Origin of the sequence: Streptomyces sp. NPDC048696 (assembly GCF_043198895.1) — a bacterium.
In the GTDB taxonomy this organism is placed as follows: Bacteria; Actinomycetota; Actinomycetes; order Streptomycetales; family Streptomycetaceae; genus Streptomyces.
This window is the reverse complement of record NZ_JBICVJ010000012.1, coordinates 56,975-78,216: the sequence shown is the minus strand read 5'-3', so window position 1 is coordinate 78,216 and position 21,242 is coordinate 56,975. Positions and strand designations below refer to the sequence as shown.

The window sequence follows — 21,242 nt, the reverse complement described above, 5'->3', positions numbered from 1 at the left end:
GCTGCCTGCGATTATGCAGGCTCGCCGCAGGGCCCGCGCCGCCCGATCACCGGCCCCCGCCGACCCCGGCAGGCCATATCCGGACATTGCGATCAGGATGGAGGAAGAAGGAGACAGAGAGGGGCGGCCATGGCTCAGGAAGCTCGGGATACGGCCCCCAGGGACCCCCGGGACCCCAGGGGTTCCAAGCAATCCACGGACCCCACCGACCCCACCAACCTCACCGACCCCACCGCGATACCCCCCGGCGCGATACCTCCCGGTGCCGGACAGGAGCGGCGGACCGTGCTCGTCGCCATCGGCGCGCTGCTCCTCGGCATGCTGCTCGCCGCCCTCGACCAGACCATCGTCTCCACGGCCCTGCCGACCATCGTCAGCGACCTCGGCGGGATGGAGCATCTGTCCTGGGTCGTCACCGCGTACATGCTCGCCTCCACCGCCGCGACCCCGCTGTGGGGCAAGCTCGGCGACCAGTACGGGCGCAAGAAGCTGTTCCAGGCGGCCATCGTCCTCTTCCTCGTCGGCTCCGCACTGTGCGGAGTCGCCCAGAACATGGCCCAGTTGATCGCCTTCCGGGCCGTGCAGGGCCTGGGCGGCGGCGGGCTGATCGTGCTGTCGATGGCGATCGTCGGCGACATCGTGCCGCCCCGCGAACGCGGCCGCTACCAGGGCCTGTTCGGCGCGGTCTTCGGCGCGACGAGCGTGCTGGGGCCGCTGCTCGGCGGCCTCTTCACCGAACACCTCAGCTGGCGCTGGGTGTTCTACGTCAATCTGCCGGTCGGCGTGGTGGCACTGATCGTCATCGCCGCGGTGCTGCACATCCCGGTGCACGGCACCCGCCACACCATCGACTACCTCGGCACGCTCCTGATCGCGTCCGTGGCCACCTGCCTCGTCCTGGTGGCCTCGCTGGGCGGCACGACCTGGGCCTGGGGGTCCGGCCAGATCATCGGGCTCGCGGTGCTGGGCGCGGTGCTGCTCGTCTGCTTCGTGGCGGTGGAGCGCAAGGCGGTGGAGCCGGTGCTCCCGCTGAAGCTGTTCCGTATCCGTACGTTCTCGCTCGTGGCGGTCATCAGCTTCGTCGTCGGCTTCGCGATGTTCGGCGCGATGACGTATCTGCCGACGTTCTTGCAGGTCGTGCAGGGTGTGACACCGACGATGTCCGGGGTGCACATGCTGCCGATGGTGTTCGGCATGCTGCTGACGTCGACGGCCTCGGGCCAGATCGTGTCGCGCACCGGCCGCTGGAAGGTGTTCCCGATCGCGGGTACGGCGGTGGTGACGGTCGGCCTGATGCTGCTGCACCGCCTCACCGAGTCGAGCCCGACGTGGGAGATGAGCGTGTACTTCTTCGTCTTCGGCGCGGGCCTCGGCCTGGTGATGCAGGTCCTGGTCCTGGTGGTGCAGAACGCCGTCAGTTACGGGGACCTGGGTGTCGCCACGTCCGGGGCGACGTTCTTCCGCTCGATCGGGGCGTCGTTCGGCGTGGCGATCTTCGGCACCATCTTCACCAACCGCCTCAACGGCAAACTCGCCGACGCGCTCGCGGGCCGCCCGCTCCCGGCGGGCACCGGCCCGTCCCAACTGGCCGCCGACCCACGGACGATCGGGGCCCTGCCACCCGCGCTGCGCCCCCCGGTCCTGCACGCGTACGCGCAGTCGATCACGGACGTCTTCCTCTACGCGGTCCCGGTGACGCTGGTCGCCTTCGTGGTCGCCTGGTTCCTGCGGGAGGACAAGCTGCGCGGCGCCGTCACCGCGCCCGACGTCAGCGAGACCGTGGCCTCGAACCCGGTTCAGCGTTCGTCGTACGACGAGTGCGCGCGGGCGCTGTCGGTCCTCGGCAGCCGGGAGGGCCGCCGCGATCTGTACGAGCGGATCACCGCCCGGGCCGGTCTCGACCTGCTCCCGGCGGCGAGCTGGCTGCTGCTGCGCATCCACCGCTACGGCTCCGCCGAACCGGCGTTCCTGGCCGAGCGCGTGCCCGTACCCCTCACGGTGATCACCGCGGCGGGCCGTCAGCTGGAGGAGCGGGGCCTCGCCCGCCGCGAGGGCATCGCGCTCGTCCCCACGCGGCCCGGCAGCGAGACGGCGGTCCGGCTGGCCTCGGCGCGCGAGGAGTCCCTGGGCGAACTGCTCGGCGACTGGTGGGGCCCGGACCGCCCCACCGACCTGGCCAAGCTGGTGGAGGAGCTGACGGCGGAGATGTCCGGCTCGGACGGCGAGTCGCCCCGGGGCCCGGAGCTGCGCCGCGACCACGCGCGGTGAGCCGTCGGCCGGTGGTGGATGGTAGTGGTCATAGCTCCTTCGCGAACCACCGTTCCGCGTACGGGCGTCGGGCGTAGGCGGGGATCTCGCGGTAGCCGTTGCGCGCGTACAGCGCGCGGGCCTCGACCAGGTCGTGACGGGTGTCCAGGGCGAGGCGGCGGGCGCCCAGGCGGCGGGCGGCGTCCTCCAACGCGCAGAGCAGGGCCGCGCCGCCGCCGGTGCCGCGCAGCTTCGGGCGTACGTAGACGCGGGTCAGCTCGGCGGTGGCCGGGGCGGTGCCGTCGATGACGGGGGCTCTCTCGCAGAGCTGGATGCCGCCGCAGGCGCCGGGCTCGCCGTGGTGGCGCCCGACGACGAAGTCGCCCAGCGGTGGCCGCAGTCGCTCGGCCCCGTCGTCGTGAAGCCCCTGCTCGATCTCCTCGGCGGTGGCCGGTCGGCCGTACCAGCGGCTCGCCACCTCGTCGTAGTAGTCGCGGCGCAGGAGGGTCGCGTCGGGGGTGTCGTACGGCTCGCGGATCATGATCCAACTCATGGCGCCTGCCTACCCGAACGCGGAGCTGTTTGGCCACCGATTTCCTGGTGACCCGGGCATGCGGACGCACTTCGCGTACGAACCCACTTCGCGTACGTACGGACGCACTCACCGGAGGGTAGTCATGTCCACGATCGTGATCATCGTTCTGATCGCGGTGCTCGTCGTCGTACTCGCCGCCGTCGCGCTCCTCGTCGTACGGGGTGCGGCGGGCGGCGGGCGCGGGTTGCGGCGGCGCTTCGGCCCCGAGTACGAGCGGGCGGTCGTCCTGCACGACGGGGACCGCCGCGCGGCCGAACGCGAGCTCGGCGAGCGGCTGAAGCGGCACGGTTCGCTCACCGAGCGGCCGATGCCGGCCGAGGTGCGCGAGCACTACCTCGTCCGCTGGGCGGGCATCCAGGAGCAGTTCGTCGACTCGCCGCGCCATGCCACCGAGGAGGCCGACAAGTTGATGGCCCGGCTCGCCGAGGAGCGCGGGTTCCCGGCGGCGAAGGCGTACGACGACCAGATCGCGGCGCTGTCGGTGCACCACGCCGGCCGCCTCGACGGCTACCGCCGGGTGCACCGGGCGGCGCGGGGCGCGGCGGACACGGAGGAGATGCGCGAGGCGATGATCGAGGCGCGCACGCTGTTCGAGGAACTGCTGACGGCGGGGGCGCGGCAGCGGCATGCGAAGCGGGGTGCGGCGTGATGGGGGGTGAGTCGTTCGGAGCCGTGCCGGTGTCGGCGTCGGGGTCGGCCTCGGGGTCGGCCTCGGGCTCGGCGTCGGGCTCTGCTTCGGGGAGTCCGCCCGTGCCGCCTCCGCCCGCGGAGCCCGGGCCCGTTGCGTTGCTGCCCACGGAGGAGCGGGACAAGTGGGCGCTTCGGTTGCACCGGGCGGTGAACGGGTTTGTCGATGAGCCTCGGCAGGCTGTGGACGAGGCGGACGCGGTGTTGGCGGAGGTTGTGGCTCGGATTCCCGATCTCGTGCGGGAGCGGCGGGCCGTGGCGTCGTCCGGCAAGGCCGACACGGAGGAGTTGCGGCTGGCTCTGCGCGAGTGCCGGTCGCTCACGGAGCGGTTGTTGGAGCTCTAGGCTCCGCGGCGGGGTGTTTTCCCCACCCCGCCCCTTCCCGAAACTCTCCGAGGGAAGTTGTCGTCTGCGGACCGTGCCGGGTTGCTCGCGCAGTTCCCCGCGCCCCTTAGATGGGCCCTTCGGGCCCTCCTTTCGGGGCGCGGGGAACTGCGCGCCCAGCCCCCATCCACCCGCAGGCGAAGCACCCGGCCGCCCGCCAAGGGCTTTCGGGAAGGGGCGGGGTGGGGAAAACCGCCGACCGGCCCCCACCGGGCCGCAGCCGACCCCCGCGCCCCCTACTCCGTTCGCAACCCATCCGGCCGCATCAGCCGCCACATCGGCGGCAGCGACAACGCCGTCACCATCAACACCACCGCGCCCCCGATCCCCACCATCCCCAGCACCGACGGCCAGTCCACGTGCAGGGGATGGCCCACCATGCGCAGGAGCATCGCGCCCAGGCCCAGGCCCACCCCGGTGGCCAGGGTCAGGCCCAGGGCCACCGGGACCGCCGTCTGCCACAGGATCGACCAGCTCAGGGTGGTGCGGCGGGTGCCGAAGGCCACCAGGGACGACAACAGGCGGCGGCGTTCGCGCAGTTGTTCCAGCATCGAGACCAGCAGGCTGGTGCCGATCAGCATCAGGACGGCCGCCGCCCCGATGTACAGCCCGCGCCGCACCCCCGCGAACTTCGTCGCCGTCTTCCGGTCGTTGAGCGCCCGCGCGTCGGTGAGCGGGTCGGCCGCCCACGACGCGTTCAGGACACGGTCCGCCGCCTTGTCGTCGCCCGGCCGCAGCGTCACGTACGTCGCGTACTGCACCGGGACCCGCTCGAACCCCTTCAGCGCGCCCGGCGTGGCCAGCAGGCCGCCCCGGTAGGCGCCCATCGGGTCCGGGCGGGCGGGGACCGTTTTCGCGTCGCGCGGGACCGGGTAGGCGAGGCCGAGGCCCTTGACGTCGGCGTACGACGGCTCGAAGTACATCGTCGTGCCCGGCTTCACCACCTCGGCGCCGTCGCGGGGCCCGGTGGTGACGAACACGTCGCCGTCCTTGCAGGACGGCAGTTCGCCGACCTCCCGCAGCGCCGCGCAGTCGCCGATCGTCGCCTGCGCGTACTGGTCCGGGTCCTTCGGCCGGTTGCCCAGGTTCGCCTGGCCGAGCGTCGTCGTGCCCGTGACGCCCTGCGTGGAGCCGAGGATCCGCACGCGGCGCTGCTGCTCCGCCTGCGAGACGCCGCTGCCCATCGGCACGTACATCTGCGCCCGCGCCGTGTCCTCGCCGCTCGACGTCACGTAATCGCCCTCGATGCCGCTGAACAGCATCTGCAGCGCGATCGCCCCGGCCACCGCCACCGCGATGCCGTTGACCAGGCGCGCGGCGCCGCCGGAGTTCGACTGGAGCCTGCGGACGGCCAGTTGCCAGCCGACCCCGCCGCCGCCGAGCCGCCGCACCACCGTCTCGACCAGCCACGGCAGCAGCGCGGTGACGCCGACGAGCAGCAGCACCGTGCCGCCGATCACCTGCGACTGGTTGTAGAAGCCGCTGTCGCGGCCCTTGCCCATCATCGGCGCGAGCAGGCCCAGGCCCACCACCGGCAGCAGGATCCGCCACCACAGCCGCCGCCCGCGCGGCGCCGACTTCCGTACGACGCCCAGCGGTTCGATCACCACGCCGCGCAGCGCGAACAGCGTCACGCCGACCGCCGCCGCCGGGACCGCCGCCCCCACGAGCAGCGCCAGCGGCAGGCTCGGGGTCAGGTCGGAGGGGAAGACGTTGAGCCGCGCGATGGTGATGTCACCGACGTACTGCCGCACGATCAGGAAGAACACCGCGCCGAGCCCGAGGCCGAGCGCCGAGCCCGCGAGGGCCTCGCCCGCCGCGATCCAGCGCGTCATCGCGGAGTCCGCGCCGACCAGGCGCAGCGCGGCGAGCCGCCGGTCGCGCCCCTCGCCGCCGAACCGTACGGCCGCCGCGATGAAGACCGCGACCGGCAGCAGCAGCACCACGAAGATGATCACGACGAGAAGGGCGAGGATCGGGTCCATCTTCTCGCCCGGCGCCTTCTTGGGGAAGGATCTGATCCGCTGCACGTCGGACTGGTCCGGGCTGTGCGCCTTGCGGGCCTTGAGCGCGTCGCTGCCCGCGTAGTAGGCGAGTTCATGCGGGCCGAGCAGGCCCTCGTCGCCGATCGTGCCGCTGATCCGGTACGGGACGCGCTCGCGCAGCATCGCGCCGGCCGGGGACTCCAGCAGGTCGCGCAGGGCGGGCGAGGCCACCATCGTGCCCGCCGCGGGCAGTTCGGACAGGCCCGGCGGCACCGGCGCCCGGTCGCCCTCGGGCTGCACCAGACGGCCCCGGATGTCGTCGTGCCGGTACACCGTGTCGGTGCGCGCGATCAGCATGGTGTCGGCGGCCGCGGCCGACTCGACCCCGGCGCCGAAGTCGTTGCGCGCGTTGTCGCGCGCGTCGCGGGCACCGAGCGCGCCGGGCAGCGCGGTCGTCCCGAGGAGCAGCGCCACCCCGAGGCCGACGCCGAGCGCGGTCATCAGTGTGCGGGTCCAGCCCTCACGGCCACCGGTGAGCGCGAACTTGGCGCCCAGGGCGAGATCCCGGAGGCGGTTCATACGGAGTGCTCCAGCATCATGTCGCGGGACTTCCCGTCGCGTACGACGATCTCGCGGTCGGAGTAGGCGGCGACCCGGGCCTCGTGGGTGACCAGGACGACCGCCGCGTTGGCGGACCGGGCCGCGTCGGTCAGCAGCTGCATCACCCGCTCGCCGTTGAGCGAGTCGAGGGCGCCGGTCGGCTCGTCCGCGAAGATCACCCGGGGCGAGGTGACCAGCGAGCGGGCGACCGCCACGCGCTGGCCCTGGCCGCCGGAGACCTCGCCGGGCCGCTTGTGCCCGAGGTCGTCGACCTCCAGGCGCTCCATCCACTTCAGGGCCGTGCGCTCGGCCTCCTTGCGCCGCACGCCGGTCAGCCGCAGCGGCAGGGCCACGTTCTCCGTGCAGGTCAACTCCGGGACGAGCTGGCCGAACTGGAAGACGAAGCCGAACTCGGAGCGGCGCAGCGCGCTGCGCTCGGCGTCCTTCATCGCGGAGAGCTCACGGCCGTCGTACTGGATCGTCCCCGAGTCCGGGGTGACGATCCCGGCCAGGCAGTGCAGCAGCGTGGACTTGCCGGAGCCCGACGGGCCCATCACCGCGACGACCTCGCCGGGGTGGATGGAGAACTCGGCGCCGTCGAGCGCGGGCGTCGGCCCGTACGCCTTGCGCAGGTCCTTGGCGATCAGCAGGGAACCGGCGGGCGTCATGCGCGTACCTCCGTGGCGAGCTGGTCGAGACGGGCGGCGGTCAGTTCGAGCCAGCGCAGGTCCGCCTCCAGATGGAACAGGGCGTGGTCGCAGATCAGCTGGTCGGAGAGGTCGCCCCGGCGCTTGCGGTCGGTGAGGATGCGCATCAGGCGCAGATGCTCGGCGCGCTGGGTGTCGAGCAGGTCACCGGCGCTGCGGCCGGTGAGCAGGGCTAGTACGACCTTGGTGTAGAGGGTCGACTGGAGGTACGGCTCGGGCTTCTCCGGCTGCTTGAGCCACGCCTCGACATCGGTGATGCCGGCCGCGGTGATCGCGTACCGCTTGCGCTCGGGACCGCCGCCGGCCTCCACGCCGTCGACCTCGACGAGGCCGTTCTTGAGCAGGCGCGACATGGTCGAGTAGACCTGCCCGTAGTGCAGCGGGCGGTCGTGCCCGAACTTCTCGTCGAAGGCGCGCTTGAGGTCGTACCCATGGCGCGGGCCCGACTCAAGGAGTCCGAGGAGGGTGTGGCCGATCGACATGCTCCGAGCCTTTCTGAAGGTCAAGTCTGCGTACGGGTGGGGGTCACTCGGTGCGGAGTCCGTCGGGCCGCATCAGCCGCCACAGCGGCGGCAGGCTGAGCACGGTCACCACGAGCACCGCGGCGGCGCCCGTCCCGGCCAGCGGCACGAACGTCCACCAGTCGGTGATCTCCTTGTCGACCATGTGCAGCAGGGCCGCGCCCAGGGCGGTCCCGCCCGCCACGGCGAGCGCGAGGCCGAGGACGACCGGCACGGCGGTCTGCCACAGCACCGACAGGCCGAGCGAGGAGCGCCGGGTGCCGAAGGCCACCAGGACCGACAACAGCCGTCTGCGCTCGCGCAGTTGCTCGATCTGGGAGACGAGCAGACTCAGCGCGATCAGCAGCATCGTGGCGATCGCCCCGGCCCGCAGGCCCTTTTGGATGCTGGCGTAGTTCTTGTCGCGCTCGACGTTCCTGATGGTACGCACCGTCATCGCCGGGTCGATCGCGGCCGCCGTGTTGCGTACGTACTCGACGGCGTCCGGCACGTCCGGGTCGACCTTGACCATCGCCTTCGTCTCGGCCGACGGCAGCCTGGTGACGTCGACCGCGCCCGGGGTGGCGAAGATGCCGGAGCGCTGCTCGCCCATCGGGTCGGGGCGGGAGTCGACCGTGCGGGCCGACTTCGGCAGGGTCCACAGGAGCGGCTTGATGGAGGAGTCGTAGTCCGTTCTGGTGTCGAGGTTGACCGCCTCGCCGGGGCGGGCGGCCTGGTCGATCCAGGCGGCCTGCCGCTTGTCGTCGGTGGGGTGGACGACGAAGGTGTCGCCGTCCGTGCACGAGCCGACGCGGGCGAGCTCCGTGAGGGTGGCGCAGTCGCCGACGGTCAGGGTGGTGGTGGGCCGGATCCCGCCCTTGGGGACGGTGCCGGGCCTGGTCGCGTAGGTCTCCACGGTGCCGATCACCGACTTGACGCCGGTGGTCCCGCGGAACTCCCGGATCATCCGCTGGGCCCGCTCGCCGCTGGGCACTTGGGACACCACGTCGATCTGGGCGCGGCCGGGATCGTGGTCGTTCATCCGGACGAAGTCGTCGTGGAGCCCGGCGGACATCATCGTCAGCGAGATCGCGCCCGCCACGGCGACGGTGATCCCGCCGACCGCGCGGCTCGCGGTGCCGCCGCTCAACTGGAGCCTGCGCACGGCCAGCTGCCAGGCGACCGGGCCGCCGTGCAGCCGGGCGACCGCCGCTTCCACCACCCAGGGCAGCAGCGCGGCCAGCCCGATCAGGGTGAGGATCGTGCCGAAGGCGACGAGGTCGGGGTCGGGCGTGACCCGGTCGAGGCCGCCGGTGGGGGAGAGGGTGATCACCGAGACACCGAGGGCCGGCAGCACCAGGCGCCACCAGAGCCTGCGCCCGCGCGGCCTGTTCGCCCGGACGACGCCCAGCGGCTCCACGCTCACCGCGCGCATCGCGAACAGGGTGACCACGACGGCGGCCAGCGGCACCGCGAGCAGCACCAGGGCGGCGAGCGCCGGGGCCGGGGTGAAGTCGGCGGGGAAGGCGGCGAAGCTCCACAGCTGGACGCCGCCGATGAGCTCCCGGCCGCCGAGGAAGAAGGCCACCCCGAGCCCGAGCCCGAGCGCCGAGCCCGCGAGCGCCTCCCCGGCCGCGATCCAGCGTGTCATCGCGGTGTCCGCGCCGACCAGGCGCAGCGCGGCGAGCCGCCGGTCGCGCCGCTCGCCGCCGAACCGTACGGCGGTGGCGATGAAGATCAGGACCGGGGTGAGCAGGACGACACAGCTGACCACGGTGAGCGCCACCAGGACCGGCGTCAGCGGCACCTTGTCGAGATGGCCGCCGAAGGCGTTGGTGCGGGCGGCGCCGCCGGCCTGGGAGAGGGTGGCGCTGCCCGCGTAGTAGAAGAGCTCGTTCGGGTCGAGCAGACCGGCGTCGCCGATCGACGCGGTGATCTTGTACGGGAGCCGTTTGCGCAGCAGTTCACCGGACGGGGAGCCGAGCAGAGCGCGCAGGGCGGGAGAGACGGCCATCTCGCCGGGTCCGGGCAGGGCGCTCAGGCCGGGCGGCACGGCGGGGTGCGGGCCTTCGGGGCGCAGCAGCAGCCCGCTGATGCCGTCGTCGTGGTACTCGGTGTAGACGGGGGCGAAGAGCACCGAGGCGTCGGTGCGCGCGAACCCCTTGGCGGAGCCCGACGCGGCGGGCACCCGGGCGTCGGCGCGCAGGTTGCCGGCCTCGTTGACGTGCGGGATCGAGGCGGCGACGAAGAGCAGGGCGACGCCGAGGCCGACCCCGATCGCGGTGAGGACGGTGCGCACCCAGCCCTCGCGGCCGCCGGTGACGGCGAACTTGGCGCCGAGGGCGAGCTCGTGCAGACGGCGGGTCATCGGGCGCCGCTCCCGGTTCCGCTCCCGGTTCCGCTGCCGACGAGCGTGAGGTCGCGGGACTTTCCGTCCCGGACGGTGATCTCGCGGTCGGAGTAGGCGGCGACCCGGGCCTCATGGGTGACGAGCACCACGGCCGCCCCGGACTCGCGGGCGGCCTCGGTGAACAGCCGCATCACCAGCTCGCCGCTGAGCGAGTCGAGGGCGCCGGTCGGCTCGTCCGCGAAGACCACGCGGGGCGAGGTGGCCAGGGCGCGGGCCACGGCGACGCGCTGGCCCTGGCCGCCGGATATCTCGCCGGGCCGCCGCCTGGCGAGCTCGGCGACCTCAAGGCGCTCCAGCCACTGCCGGGCCGTGCGGTCGGCGTCCCTGCGCCGCGCCCCGTCGAGCCGCAGCGCAAGGGCCACGTTCTCGGCGCAGGTCAGCTCCGGGACGAGCTGGCCGAATTGGAAGACGAAGCCGAAGTCCGAGCGGCGCAGCGCGGAGCGCCGGGCGTCGTTCAGCGCGGTCAGCTCACGGCCGTCGTAGGTGATCGTCCCCTCGTCGGGCGGCACGATCCCGGCCAGGCAGTGCAGCAGCGTGGACTTGCCGGAGCCCGAGGGGCCCATGACGGCGACGATCTCGCCGGGCGCGATGGCGAAGTCCGCGCCGTCGAGCGCCTGGGTGGAGCCGAAGGCCTTGCGCAGCCCGGTGGCCGCGAGCAGAGGTCCGGATGACGAGCCGTATGACATGACGACGACTATACGCACTGGGTATACGTGGTGTGTATACCCCTGGTGCATAGCTGCCCGGGGAGCATGACATTCCCTGGCAAAAACGGGCAGGATCCAAACTTCTGGCAACCTTGAGCACGGTTTGGCAGTCGGTTCCCATGGACCGGGTGCTGATTCTCACGTACGGAAAAGACGTGATCGGCTCCTCTTTGTCCGTACGTGCGGTGTTAGTTTTCTGAGCTGATCTGGCGAGTCAAGAAGGCGAGCGACTGAGGTTATGGGCCGAGCGGAAGAGCGGCGGGCCCGGCAGCGCGGTGCGCGCCGGGACCAGCAGAAGAAGGGCGGGCGGATACGCAGGCTCTTCACCTGGAAGAAGATGCTCGGCACGTTCTTCGGGCTCGTCCTGCTGCTCATGGGCGGCTTCTACATCATCTATCTGATGACGCCGATCCCGAAGGCGAACGCGGCGGCGCAGCTGGAGAGCAACGTCTACAAGCTCTCCAACGGCAAGATCATCGCCCGCACCGGGCAGCTCAACCGTGAGGTCGTCGGGCTCGACAAGATCCCCGAGAAGGTCCAGCTGGACTTCGTGGCCGCCGAGAACATGTCCTTCTACAAGGACTCCGGCGTCGACTTCAGGGGCACCGCCCGAGGTCTGCTCAACACCCTGTCCGGCAAGGGCAAGCAGGGTGGCTCGACCATCACCCAGCAGTACGTCAAGAACTTCTACCTGAGCCAGGACCAGACGGTCACCCGCAAGCTCAAGGAGCTGGTGATCTCCCTCAAGGTCGACCAGAAGTACGACAAGAAGGAGATCCTGGCCGGGTACATCAACACCAGCTACTACGGCCGGAACGCCTACGGCATCCAGGCCGCGGCGCAGGCGTACTACGGGGTCGACTCGTCCAAGCTGACCACCGAGCAGGGCGCGTACCTGGCGGCGCTGCTCCAGGCGCCCAGCCAGTACGACTGGGCGGTGGCCTCGGAGACCGGCAAGAAGCTGGTGACGGCCCGCTGGAACTACGTGCTCGACAACATGGTCAAGATGAAGGAGCTGGACCCGGCCCAGCGGGCGGGGATGAAGTTCCCGACGCCCATGGAGCCCAAGCCCGACCCCGGCATGGAGGGCCAGACCGGCTACCTGGTGCAGGCCGCCAAGGCCGAGATGATCCGCAACGGCGTCAGCGAGTCGGACCTGGCCAAGGGCGGCTGGACCATCACGCTCAACATCGACCCCAAGAAGCAGCAGCTCCTTGAGGACGCGGTCAAGCAGGAGCTGACCAGCAAGCTCGACAAGAAGCGCAAGGTCGACCAGGACATCCAGGCGGGTGCCGCCTCGGTGGACCCGAAGACCGGCTCGATCGTTGCCCTGTACGGCGGCCAGGACTATCAGAAGCACCAGATCAGCAACGCGGGTACGCACTCCTACCAGCCCGCCTCCACCTTCAAGCCGCTGATCCTCGCCGCCGCGCTCAACAACAACTCCGAGACGCAGGACGGCAACAAGATCAAGGCCAGCACCATCTACAACGGTGACAGCAAGCGCGTGGTGAAGGGCGACGGCGGCAAGGGCTACAACCCGCCCAACGAGGACGACATCAGCTACGGCCCCATCACCGTCCAGCAGGCCATGAACAAGTCCGTCAACAGCGTCTTCGCGCAGATGGGCGTGGACGTCGGGCTGACGAAGCTGCGGGACACGGCCGTCGCGCTCGGCCTCACCCACATGAAGGACGTCTCCGCCGAGCCCGCCATGACGCTGGGCTCCTACGGCGCGAGCCCGCTGGAGATGGCCGCCGCGTACGCCACGCTGGACAACCACGGCAAGAAGGTCACGCCGTCCATCATCAAGTCGGCGCAGCACAAGGAAGCCAAGTACAACAAGCCGGACCCGATCGGCGACCAGGTGATCAGCCGGGAGGCGGCCGACTCCGTCACCTCGGTGCTCACCGGCGTGGTCGACGACGGTACGGCCAAGAAGTCGGTGCGGGACGCGCCCAACCGGGACGGGCAGCCGGTCGCGGGCAAGACCGGTACCTCCGACGACAACAAGTCGGCCTGGTTCACCGGCTACACCCCGTCCCTGGTCACCTCGGTCGGCCTGTGGGGCGAGGCCGCCGCGCCGCGCACGATCAAGGCCGACGGCAAGGAGATCACGGTCGGCAAGGGCAGCCAGGTGTCCATCGCGGGCGCCACCGGCTATGAGGGCGAGGCCGGCAACCGTATCGCCGGTGGCTCCATCCCGGCGAAGATCTGGTCCGCGTACACCTTCGACGCGGTCGGCAGCGACGACTCCAAGTTCGACCTGAACACCGACCAGGGCGCCGCCGTCCAGCCGGACGAGGTCGTCCCCTCCAACACGCCGTCGCACACCCCGGCCAACACGCCGTCGCACACCCCGACCAAGGATCCGACCAAGCCCCCCACGCACAGCCCCACCCACACCCCGACCAAGTCGCCCACGACCGGCGGGACGAGCACGGGGCAGGCCAACGGCGGGACCAGTACGGGCCAGGCCAACGGAGGCACGAGCACCGGGCAGGCCAACGGCGGGACCAGTACGGGCCAGGCCAACGGCGGTACGAGCACCGGCCAGGCCAACGGCGGCACGACCGCCGGGCCGGGCGGCGGCACGGCCGACCCGACCCAGGGCGGCGGCACACTGCCCTAGCGCCCCTGGACACGACGACGGCCCCCGCCTTCCCCGGCGGGGGCCGTCCTCGTATCAGGGGGCGTCAGGCGCCGTTGACCGCCGTCGCGACCCGGTCGCCGAGCGCCTTGTCGACATTGCGCCAGTACTGGATCGCGCGGTCCAGGACGGGCCTGCTCACGCCGTCCTTGAGGTGGCCCGCGATATTGCCCACCAGCCGTTCGCGCGCGGCGTCGTCGAGCACCTGGCGGACCTGGGTGCCCGCCTGGCCCCAGTCGTCGTCCTCGCGGTGCAGCTTGTACGCCTCGCGGACCATCTCGCCCGACGCCTGCCACCCGGCGATGTCGCCGAACCGCTCGGCGGCGGCCGGACCCCCGTAGGAGTTGGGCGCGTACGGCCGAGCGGTGTTGGCCGGCTCGTACCGCATGGGCCCGTCCTTGGCGTACGAGTTGACCTGCGAGCGGGCCCGGTTGGGCGGCAGCTGGGCGTAGTTGGGGCCGATCCGGTAGCGGTGGGTGTCCGGGTAGGAGAAGAGCCGGCCGAGCAGCATCTTGTCCGGGGACGGGCCGATGCCCGGCACCATGTTGGACGGCTCGAAGGCGGCCTGCTCGATGTGGACGAAGTAGTCCTCGGGGTTCTTGTTCAGGGTCATCCGGCCGACCTCGATCAGCGGGTAGTCGCCGTGCGGCCACACCTTGGTCAGGTCGAACGGGTTGAAGCGGTAGTCCGCCGCGTCGTCGAACGGCATGACCTGCACGTTCATCGTCCAGCTCGGCGCGTTCCCGGAGCTGATCGAGTCGTACAGGTCGCGGCGGTGGACGTCGGCGTCGCGGCCCGCCATGTCGTCGGCCTCGGCCTGGGTGTAGAACTCGATGCCCTGGTCGGTCTTCATGTGGTACTTGACCCAGAACCGCTCGCCGCCGCCGTTGACCCAGAGGTAGGTGTGCGAGGAGTACCCGTTCATATGGCGGTAGCTCCTCGGGATGCCCCGGTCGCCCATCAGCCAGGTCACCATGTGCGCCGACTCGGGGGACAGGGTCCAGAAGTCCCACTGCATGTCGTGGTCGCGCAGGCCGTTGTCCGGACGGCGCTTCTGCGAGCGGATGAAGTCCTGGAACTTCTGCGGGTCGCGGACGAAGAAGACCGGGGTGTTGTTGCCGACCAGGTCGTAATTGCCGTGTTCCGTATAGAACTTGAGGGCGAAGCCGCGCGGGTCGCGCCAGGTGTCGGGCGAGCCCTGCTCCCCGGCGACCGTCGAGAAGCGGGCCAGCATCTCGGTGCGGCGGCCCGGCTGGAAGAGGTCGGCCTTGGTGAACTGGCTGACGTCATTGGTGACTTCGAACGTCCCGTACGCCCCCGCGCCCTTCGCGTGCACCACCCGCTCGGGGACCCGCTCCCGGTTGAACTGGGCCATCTTCTCGATGAGGTAGTGGTCCTGGAGCAGGATCGGTCCGGTGTCCCCGATGGTGAGCGAGTGCTCGTCGCTCTCCACCGGGATACCGGCGTTGTTGGTCGTGTACGGGGTCTGGGGTGCGTCCGACACGAGCGTTCTCCCGTCGCGTGGGGTCTATGAGGTCGCTTCGTCCACGACGCCAGTCAACTCCGCCGACGGGGTGTCGGCAACACTTGGACCCGGTCCAGTCCTGGCCTGAGTACGGAAAGCGGCCTTACGTACGGGTGGGCAGCTCGAACCAGACCACCTTGCCGCCCGAAAGACGGGTCGCGCCCCACCGCCTGGCCAGCCGGTTCACCAGGAAAAGCCCGCGCCCGCCCTCGTCGGTGTCGCGCGCCCGGCGCTGGCGGGGCAGCTGCGGGGAGTCGTCGCCGACCTCGCAGCGCAGGACGTCGGTCTTGAGCAGCCGCAGCGTGACCGGCCGCTCCGCGTACCGCACGGCATTGGTGACCACCTCGCTGACCAGCAGCTCCACCGAGTCCGTGAGCTCGCCCAGGTCCCAGCGCTCCAGCGCCCGGCGGGCCAGGCGGCGGGCCCGGCCGGGGGCCGAGTCCTCCGGGTCCAGGAACCAGTACGCCACATCGGACGGCGCGATTCCGTCGAAGCGGGCCGCGAGCAGCGCGATGTCGTCGTCGCGGTCGCCGGGGCCCAGCATGTCCAGGACGTCGTCGCAGAGCGCCTCAAGGGGCGGCGAGTGGTCCGGGCCGGTGAGCTGGGCGGTGGCGGCGAGCCGTTCGCGCAGCTGCTCGATGCCGGTCCACACGTCCCGCAGCCGGGACTCCACGAGCCCGTCCGTGTACAGGAGCAGCGTGGCGCCCGCCGGGGCGTCCAGCTCGACCGCCTCGAAGTCGACCCCGCCCACGCCGATCGGCGCGCCCGGCGGCACCCGCAGCACCTCCGCGCGCCCGCCCAGGTGCAGCAGCACCGGCGGCGGATGTCCGGCGTTGGCGATGGTGATGCGGTGCGCGACCGGGTCGTACACCGCGTACAGGCAGGTCGCCATGCGGTCGGTGCCGAGCCGCTGGGCCTGCTCGTCGAGGTGGTGCAGCACCTCCTGCGGCGGCAGGTCGAGCCCGGCCAGCGTCTGCGCGGTGGTGCGCAGCTGGCCCATGATCGCGGCCGAGGTCATCGAGTGGCCCATGACGTCGCCGACGACGAGCGCGACCCGGCTGCCGGGCAGCGGGATGGCGTCGTACCAGTCGCCGCCGACCCGGGCGGTCTCGGCGGCCGGCAGGTAGCGGGAGGCGAGACGGACGCCGGTCGGCTGGGGCAGCGAGTCGGGCAGCATGGTCCGCTGGAGCTCGTCGGCGATGTACGCCTCGCGCCCGTACAGGACGGCCTTGTCGATGCCGAGGGCCGTGTGGGTCGCCAGCTGCGCCGCGACCAGCAGGTCGTTGGCCTCGAAGGCGGGCCGCTCAAGGCCGCGTACGAAGACGGCGGCGCCGATGACGCGGCGCCGGCCCCGGAGCGGGGCGAGTATCGTCCGGTGGCCCGCCGGGACCGGCCGGTCCGGGCCCAGGAGCTCGGCCAGCGCGAGCCGGGCGGGCACGGAGTCGCCGAAGACCGGCCGCACCCCGCGCAGCACCTCGGCGAGCGCGCCGCCGGTGCGGACCTCGCAGAGCTCGGCGGCCGGGGTCAGATCCGTCTGCGCGTTCAGGAGCGACAGGGCGTCGATCGCCTCCGGCTCCTGAAGCGATTCATCGACTAAACGCAGCCGGTCGGTACGGCGCAGTCGCAGCACGAAGGGGCTGGCTGGACGCTCGTCACCGACCGGCAGCGGGTCGCGAAGATGCACGAGTATCGCGTCGGAGAAGGTCGGCACGGTGGCCCGGCACAGCCCGAGGACGATCTCGTCGAGGTCGATGCCGCGCGCGATGCGCCGGGTGGCGGCGCCCACGAACCGCAGCCGGTCGCCCTCGCGGCGGGCCACGGCCGCGCTCTCGCCGCCGCCGGGGGTCCCGCTGCCGCCGCTGCCGCTGCCTCCGGTGCCCCCGGGCGTGCCGCCCGAGAAGCCCGGACCGGCCGGGGCGCCCGATCCGGAGTCGCGGGCGACGTCCCGGGCGCCGGGGTCGGGCTGGCCGGGCACGGAGACGGACGCGGTGGCCGCGCGGGCCGTACCCCGCCGCACGCCGGCCCGGTCCGCGGCCCCGGCGACGGGCGCGGCGGAGCCCGCGCCCGGCTCGTCCGGGCGCGGTCGGGCCGCCTCTGGCGGCCGGGCCAGCTGGTCCTGCTGCCGGCTCTCGTGCGAAGTGGGCTGGTGCTCCGTCACGCGTCGGGTTCCGTCCGTCCGGAGTGAGACATCCACCGTGCTGGGGGCAGGTCTTGGATGCGCGAGGCAGTCGCTTCACGCGGTATACCCATCCCCGGGAGCGGGGACGGCCCCATTCGCCGGGCGGCCGCGACACCGGTCACGTCTCGACCCCCCTTGAAGTGACATACGGTCAATTTGCGCCCTGGGTTCCCTCGTTGCCGATGCGCAGCCTTGCGGAGGACGATCCTACGTTTGAACCCCGGGGGCGCATCAAGGGTCTCACGACGGCATATGCGCCGGGGTGCGATCCCAGTCCGCCGGAAGTACCGGAACAGGCCAGCGCGGATCGGGCCGCCACTGCTCCCATCCCTGGGAGAACGGCCCGCCCCACGCCTTGATGACATCGACCGCCGCCGCCCCGGCCGCCCGGACCCGCCGGGCCCGGGCCGCGTCCATCAGCCCGACCCGCTGGGCCTGCGCGAACTCGTCCTCGTCCCGCCACTGCCAACTGCGGTCCGGGTAGACGGAGATGTCGAGAAAATGGTCCTCGGAGTCGATCCCGCCCGACCACCGCGTGCGCGGCTCCTCCAGGTTCACGTACCAGCTCTTGAAGCGCCAGCCCCGTTCCCAGAACAGCCACACCGACCAGGGCTCGCCGGGGCGCGCGAGCTTGAGCACGCCGGTGCCGAACCAGCGCGCGCGCTCCGTCGTGCGCGGGGCGGTGTACCGGGTCGCCAGCGGCTCCTCGTGCACCGGCGTGCCGTCGGCGAGCACCGGCTTGACGCACTCCGTGCCGGGCGCCATCCACACCGCGAGCAGGTCCTCGGTGTCCTGGACGACGGTGACCGGGCGGCAGATGTGGAACTGCGGCTTGGGGCCCGGGGCATGGTCGCGGTAGCGCCAGAGGATCTGGTCCCCCGGCGCCCAGTGGTGCATGCCTCCGGTACCTGTCATGCGCAGATCTTAGGAGCACGGTCAAGAGGGCGCTGCGATGCAGGTCACGACCTGCTTGTTCAGGGGCGCGTCATCCGCAGGACGTCCAGCGCCTCGTCGAGCTGCGCCTCGGTGAGGTCGCCGCGCTCCACGTAACCGCCCTCCAGGACCACCTCGCGGATCGTCCTGCGCTCGGCCAGCGACTTCTTGGCGACCTTCGCGGCCTCCTCGTACCCGATGTACTTGTTGAGGGGAGTGACGACCGACGGCGAGGACTCGGCGTACTCCCGGGCCCGCTCGCGGTTGGCGGTGATCCCGTCGACGGTGCGGTCGGCGAGCAGCCGGGAGGCGGCCGCGAGCAGGCGCACCGACTCCAGCAGGTTGCGGGCGATGACCGGAAGCATCACGTTCAGCTCGAAGTTGCCGGCCGCGCCAGCCGCCGCGACCGTGGCGTCGTTGCCGGTGATCTGTGCGGCGACCATGAGGACGGCCTCCGGGATGACCGGATTGACCTTGCCGGGCATGATCGAGGAGCCCGGCTGGAGGTCGGGAAGGCTGATCTCGGCCAATCCGGTGCGCGGCCCGGACGCCATCCAGCGCAGATCGTTGGAGATCTTGGTGAGCGAGACGCCGATGGTGCGGAGCTGGCCGGACGTCTCCACCAGGCCGTCCCGCGCGCCCTGCGCCTCGAAGTGGTCGCGGGCCTCGGTGAGCGGCAGCCCGGTGGCGCGCGCGACCTCGGCGATCACGGCCGCCGAGAACCCGGGCGGGGTGTTGATGCCGGTGCCCACGGCCGTGCCGCCCAGCGGCAGCTCGGCGAGCCGGGGCAGCGAGGCCCGCAGCCGCTCCACGCCGTAGCGCATCGCCGCCGCGTAGCCGCCGAACTCCTGTCCCAGGGTGACGGGAGTGGCGTCCATGAGATGCGTACGTCCCGACTTCACCACGTCCGCGAACTCGGCGGCCTTGCGCTCCAGGGCGCCCGCCAGATGCTCCAGGGCCGGGATCAGATCGCCGGTGACGGCGGCGGTGGCGGCGATGTGGATGGAGGAGGGGAAGACGTCGTTGGACGACTGGGAGGCGTTGACGTGGTCGTTGGGGTGGACGTCCCGGCCCAGCTTCTCGCTCGCCAGCGTCGCCAGGACCTCGTTGGTGTTCATGTTGGACGAGGTGCCCGAGCCGGTCTGGAAGACGTCGACCGGGAAGTGCTCGTCCCAGCGCCCCTCGGCGACCTCGGCGGCCGCCTCCTGGATCGCGCACGCGATGTCCTTGTCGAGCACGCCCAGTTCGGCGTTGACCTTGGCGGCGGCCGCCTTGATCCGGGCCAGCGCCTCGATGTGGGCGCGCTCCAGGCGCTGCCCGGAGACGGGGAAGTTCTCCACCGCGCGCTGGGTCTGGGCCCGCCACTTGGCGTGCGCGGGGACCCGCACCTCGCCCATGGAGTCGTGCTCGATGCGGTACGCAATGTCGTTCATGTCGATGAACCTCCTGGCAAAGATGAGCAGTTGTCTTGTTCCAGCTATTCCCTCTGCGCCCTACTGGCCGGTAAATACCGGTGGTAACAACCCACCGGGGAGGCGCAATGAGGCGCACCAGGCACAGACTTCGCACCACGTTCGCGGCCGCCGTGGCCGCGGCGGCCGCGTTCGGCGGCATGACGGCGACAGCGGTGACCGCACACGCGGCGCCGGCCGGGACGGCCGTGAACGGGGCGACGCCACAGTCGACCCCCCTCTCGCCCGACCTGGAGAAGATCCGCGCCGCCGAGGCGGTGAAGCTGTACGGGGATTCCGCCGAGCGGCCCATGGACGAGCGCAGGACGGGGCTCATCTCGCTCGGCGACAGCGAGATCTCCGGCGAGGGCGTCGGCACCTACGAGGCGGGCACCAACGGCCCCGACAACTGGTGCCACCGCGCGCCCGACTCCGCGATCCACCGCACCGGCATCCCCGCCGACGAGACGTACAACGTGGCGTGTTCCGGTGCGTACACCGGCAACATCCGGATAGGCGGCACCAAGCAGTACGCCGACGAACTCGTCCAGAGCGACAGCCTCGCCATCAAGGCCCGCAACACCCGGATCAAGATGGTGCTGCTGGTCGCGGGGGCCAATGACGACCTCCAGTTCGGCCCGGTGATGACGGACTGCGTGGAGCGGTACCTGCTGCTCCAGGGCCCGTGCGAGTCCAAGTACGCGCCCGGCTGGCAGGCCCGGGTGGACGGCCTGGTGCCCAAGGTCGAGGCGACCGTCAACGACCTCAAGAGCGTGATGCGCGACGCCGGGTACGCGGACGGCGACTACAAGCTCGTCGTGATGGGCTACCCGAGCCCGATCGGCCCCGACTTCCACGACAACCCGAACTTCCCCGGCAAGCTCGCCTGCGGCGGCCTCGGCTACGACTCCGACACCGTCTGGGGCCGCAACACCGCCGTCCCCGCCTTCGAGCGCGGGATGCGCAAGGCGGCCGCCGACACCGGCGCGGTCTTCCTCGACAACTCGCGGCTCTTCAACGGCCACGAGGTGTGCATGGAGGACACCTGGGCGCGCGGCCTCTACATCGACCTCTCCAAGCCGGGCCTGCCGGACTCCAACTCGGTCCGCCAGTCCTTCCACCCCAACTACCGGGGCCACGGCGCCTTCGCCTCCTGCCTCACCCAGATCTACGCCGCGGACGTGCGCGAGGGCAGCTGCGCCGACCCCGCGTCCACCGGCTCGCCGGTGCTCTACCCGCTCGCCTGGGACGACGCCTACCAGCCGCTGAGGAACGCGGCCACCGGCAATTGCCTGGACGTGACGGGTGCGAGCAGCGCGAACAACACCGCCGTCATCGGCTGGGACTGCCACGGCGGCCGTAACCAGGGCTGGTGGTACGACACCGACCGCAGGTCGCTGCACACCCAGCTCACCCAGGACCGCTGCCTGGACGTGCCCGGCGCGAACTACACGGCCGGCGCCCAGCTGATCATCTGGAACTGCCACGGCGGCGCCAATCAGGAGTTCGTACGGGACGGCTCCACCCTGCGCCCGGCGGCGGCCACCGGCCTGTGCGCCACGCTGTCGGCGGCGAAGGACCCGCTGACGCTGAGGGCGTGCGACGGCTCGGCGGGCCAGAGCTTCGCGTGACGGCGATGACCTCCGCATGACCGTCCCCTCGTAACCGGCCCCTCCCTTTAG

General features: G+C 71.6%; 15 protein-coding genes. 5 read left to right on the top strand and 10 right to left on the bottom strand.

All coding sequences use genetic code 11. The features are described 5' to 3' along the window. Positions 1-129: 129 nt before the first annotated feature. Entirely contained in the window at positions 130-2,268 is a 2,139-nt protein-coding gene (locus ACGFRG_RS25040) for a DHA2 family efflux MFS transporter permease subunit (RefSeq protein WP_393267410.1), read from the top strand. 28 nt (positions 2,269-2,296) lie between these two features. On the opposite strand, the gene ACGFRG_RS25035 is transcribed toward ACGFRG_RS25040, so the two are convergent. After that, positions 2,297-2,800, bottom strand: coding sequence for a GNAT family N-acetyltransferase (locus ACGFRG_RS25035; protein WP_361428818.1), 504 nt, complete (start codon positions 2,798-2,800; stop codon positions 2,297-2,299). A gap of 124 nt (positions 2,801-2,924) precedes the next feature. On the opposite strand from ACGFRG_RS25035, the gene ACGFRG_RS25030 reads away from it, so the two are divergent. Further along, positions 2,925-3,491 carry a hypothetical protein gene (locus ACGFRG_RS25030; RefSeq protein WP_361428816.1) on the top strand — a complete coding sequence of 189 codons (567 nt, stop codon included), beginning with the start codon at positions 2,925-2,927 and terminating at the stop codon, positions 3,489-3,491. Between the two features lie 254 nt (positions 3,492-3,745). Continuing rightward, the gene (locus ACGFRG_RS25025) at positions 3,746-3,874 is read left to right on the top strand and encodes a hypothetical protein (RefSeq protein WP_361428814.1); all 129 of its coding nucleotides are present in this window, start codon (positions 3,746-3,748) and stop codon (positions 3,872-3,874) included. Between the two features lie 275 nt (positions 3,875-4,149). On the opposite strand, the gene ACGFRG_RS25020 is transcribed toward ACGFRG_RS25025, so the two are convergent. Genes ACGFRG_RS25020 through ACGFRG_RS25000 form a run of 5 tightly spaced genes read right to left on the bottom strand, consistent with a single transcriptional unit; the run spans position 4,150 to position 10,801 of the window. Continuing rightward, a complete protein-coding gene (locus ACGFRG_RS25020) occupies positions 4,150-6,477 on the bottom strand; it encodes an FtsX-like permease family protein (RefSeq protein ID WP_361422272.1) in 2,328 nt (775 codons plus the stop codon). After that, positions 6,474-7,166, bottom strand: coding sequence for an ABC transporter ATP-binding protein (locus ACGFRG_RS25015; protein WP_361422275.1), 693 nt, complete (start codon positions 7,164-7,166; stop codon positions 6,474-6,476). The genes ACGFRG_RS25020 and ACGFRG_RS25015 overlap by 4 nt, the downstream gene beginning before the upstream one ends. Then, positions 7,163-7,687 (bottom strand): PadR family transcriptional regulator, encoded by a 525-nt coding sequence (locus ACGFRG_RS25010; protein WP_361422278.1) that lies wholly within the window; start codon positions 7,685-7,687, stop codon positions 7,163-7,165. Before ACGFRG_RS25010 ends, ACGFRG_RS25015 begins: the two co-directional genes overlap by 4 nt. Before the next feature lie 43 nt (positions 7,688-7,730). Next, complete coding sequence (locus ACGFRG_RS25005; RefSeq protein ID WP_393267404.1) at positions 7,731-10,073, bottom strand: FtsX-like permease family protein; 2,343 nt, start codon at positions 10,071-10,073, stop codon at positions 7,731-7,733. Next, positions 10,070-10,801 carry an ABC transporter ATP-binding protein gene (locus ACGFRG_RS25000; protein WP_393267401.1) on the bottom strand — a complete coding sequence of 244 codons (732 nt, stop codon included), beginning with the start codon at positions 10,799-10,801 and terminating at the stop codon, positions 10,070-10,072. Before ACGFRG_RS25000 ends, ACGFRG_RS25005 begins: the two co-directional genes overlap by 4 nt. Positions 10,802-11,060: 259 nt before the next feature. Between ACGFRG_RS25000 and ACGFRG_RS24995 the strand changes: the two genes are divergently transcribed. Continuing rightward, positions 11,061-13,454, top strand: coding sequence for a transglycosylase domain-containing protein (locus tag ACGFRG_RS24995; RefSeq protein WP_393267399.1), 2,394 nt, complete (start codon positions 11,061-11,063; stop codon positions 13,452-13,454). Positions 13,455-13,518: 64 nt separating this feature from the next. Here the strand turns inward: ACGFRG_RS24995 and ACGFRG_RS24990 are convergent, their stop codons facing one another. The 4 genes from ACGFRG_RS24990 to ACGFRG_RS24975 all read right to left on the bottom strand — a co-directional run bounded on the left by ACGFRG_RS24990 (position 13,519) and on the right by ACGFRG_RS24975 (position 19,542). Further along, positions 13,519-14,976, bottom strand: coding sequence for a catalase (locus tag ACGFRG_RS24990; RefSeq protein WP_393267396.1), 1,458 nt, complete (start codon positions 14,974-14,976; stop codon positions 13,519-13,521). A gap of 124 nt (positions 14,977-15,100) precedes the next feature. Then, the gene (locus tag ACGFRG_RS24985; RefSeq protein WP_393267393.1) at positions 15,101-17,155 is read right to left on the bottom strand and encodes a SpoIIE family protein phosphatase; all 2,055 of its coding nucleotides are present in this window, start codon (positions 17,153-17,155) and stop codon (positions 15,101-15,103) included. A 261-nt stretch (positions 17,156-17,416) separates the two neighbouring features. Continuing rightward, entirely contained in the window at positions 17,417-18,091 is a 675-nt protein-coding gene (locus ACGFRG_RS24980; RefSeq protein WP_361422296.1) for a DUF402 domain-containing protein, read from the bottom strand. A 59-nt stretch (positions 18,092-18,150) separates the two neighbouring features. Continuing rightward, positions 18,151-19,542, bottom strand: coding sequence for a class II fumarate hydratase (locus ACGFRG_RS24975; RefSeq protein WP_393267390.1), 1,392 nt, complete (start codon positions 19,540-19,542; stop codon positions 18,151-18,153). A 107-nt stretch (positions 19,543-19,649) separates the two neighbouring features. Between ACGFRG_RS24975 and ACGFRG_RS24970 the strand changes: the two genes are divergently transcribed. Continuing rightward, positions 19,650-21,191 (top strand): ricin-type beta-trefoil lectin domain protein, encoded by a 1,542-nt coding sequence (locus ACGFRG_RS24970; RefSeq protein WP_361422302.1) that lies wholly within the window; start codon positions 19,650-19,652, stop codon positions 21,189-21,191. Positions 21,192-21,242 lie beyond the last annotated feature (51 nt).

What these genes read in the sequence shown, in the direction of transcription:
- ACGFRG_RS25040 (WP_393267410.1), top strand. Translation starts at nt 130, where the DNA reads ATGGCTCAGGAAGCTCGGGATACGGCCCCCAGGGACCCCCGGGACCCC.
- ACGFRG_RS25035 (WP_361428818.1), bottom strand. Translation starts at nt 2,800, where the DNA reads ATGAGTTGGATCATGATCCGCGAGCCGTACGACACCCCCGACGCGACC.
- ACGFRG_RS25030 (WP_361428816.1), top strand. Translation starts at nt 2,925, where the DNA reads ATGTCCACGATCGTGATCATCGTTCTGATCGCGGTGCTCGTCGTCGTA.
- ACGFRG_RS25020 (WP_361422272.1), bottom strand. Translation starts at nt 6,477, where the DNA reads ATGAACCGCCTCCGGGATCTCGCCCTGGGCGCCAAGTTCGCGCTCACC.
- ACGFRG_RS25015 (WP_361422275.1), bottom strand. Translation starts at nt 7,166, where the DNA reads ATGACGCCCGCCGGTTCCCTGCTGATCGCCAAGGACCTGCGCAAGGCG.
- ACGFRG_RS25010 (WP_361422278.1), bottom strand. Translation starts at nt 7,687, where the DNA reads ATGTCGATCGGCCACACCCTCCTCGGACTCCTTGAGTCGGGCCCGCGC.
- ACGFRG_RS25005 (WP_393267404.1), bottom strand. Translation starts at nt 10,073, where the DNA reads ATGACCCGCCGTCTGCACGAGCTCGCCCTCGGCGCCAAGTTCGCCGTC.
- ACGFRG_RS25000 (WP_393267401.1), bottom strand. Translation starts at nt 10,801, where the DNA reads ATGTCATACGGCTCGTCATCCGGACCTCTGCTCGCGGCCACCGGGCTG.
- ACGFRG_RS24995 (WP_393267399.1), top strand. Translation starts at nt 11,061, where the DNA reads ATGGGCCGAGCGGAAGAGCGGCGGGCCCGGCAGCGCGGTGCGCGCCGG.
- ACGFRG_RS24980 (WP_361422296.1), bottom strand. Translation starts at nt 18,091, where the DNA reads ATGACAGGTACCGGAGGCATGCACCACTGGGCGCCGGGGGACCAGATC.
- ACGFRG_RS24975 (WP_393267390.1), bottom strand. Translation starts at nt 19,542, where the DNA reads ATGAACGACATTGCGTACCGCATCGAGCACGACTCCATGGGCGAGGTG.
- ACGFRG_RS24970 (WP_361422302.1), top strand. Translation starts at nt 19,650, where the DNA reads ATGAGGCGCACCAGGCACAGACTTCGCACCACGTTCGCGGCCGCCGTG.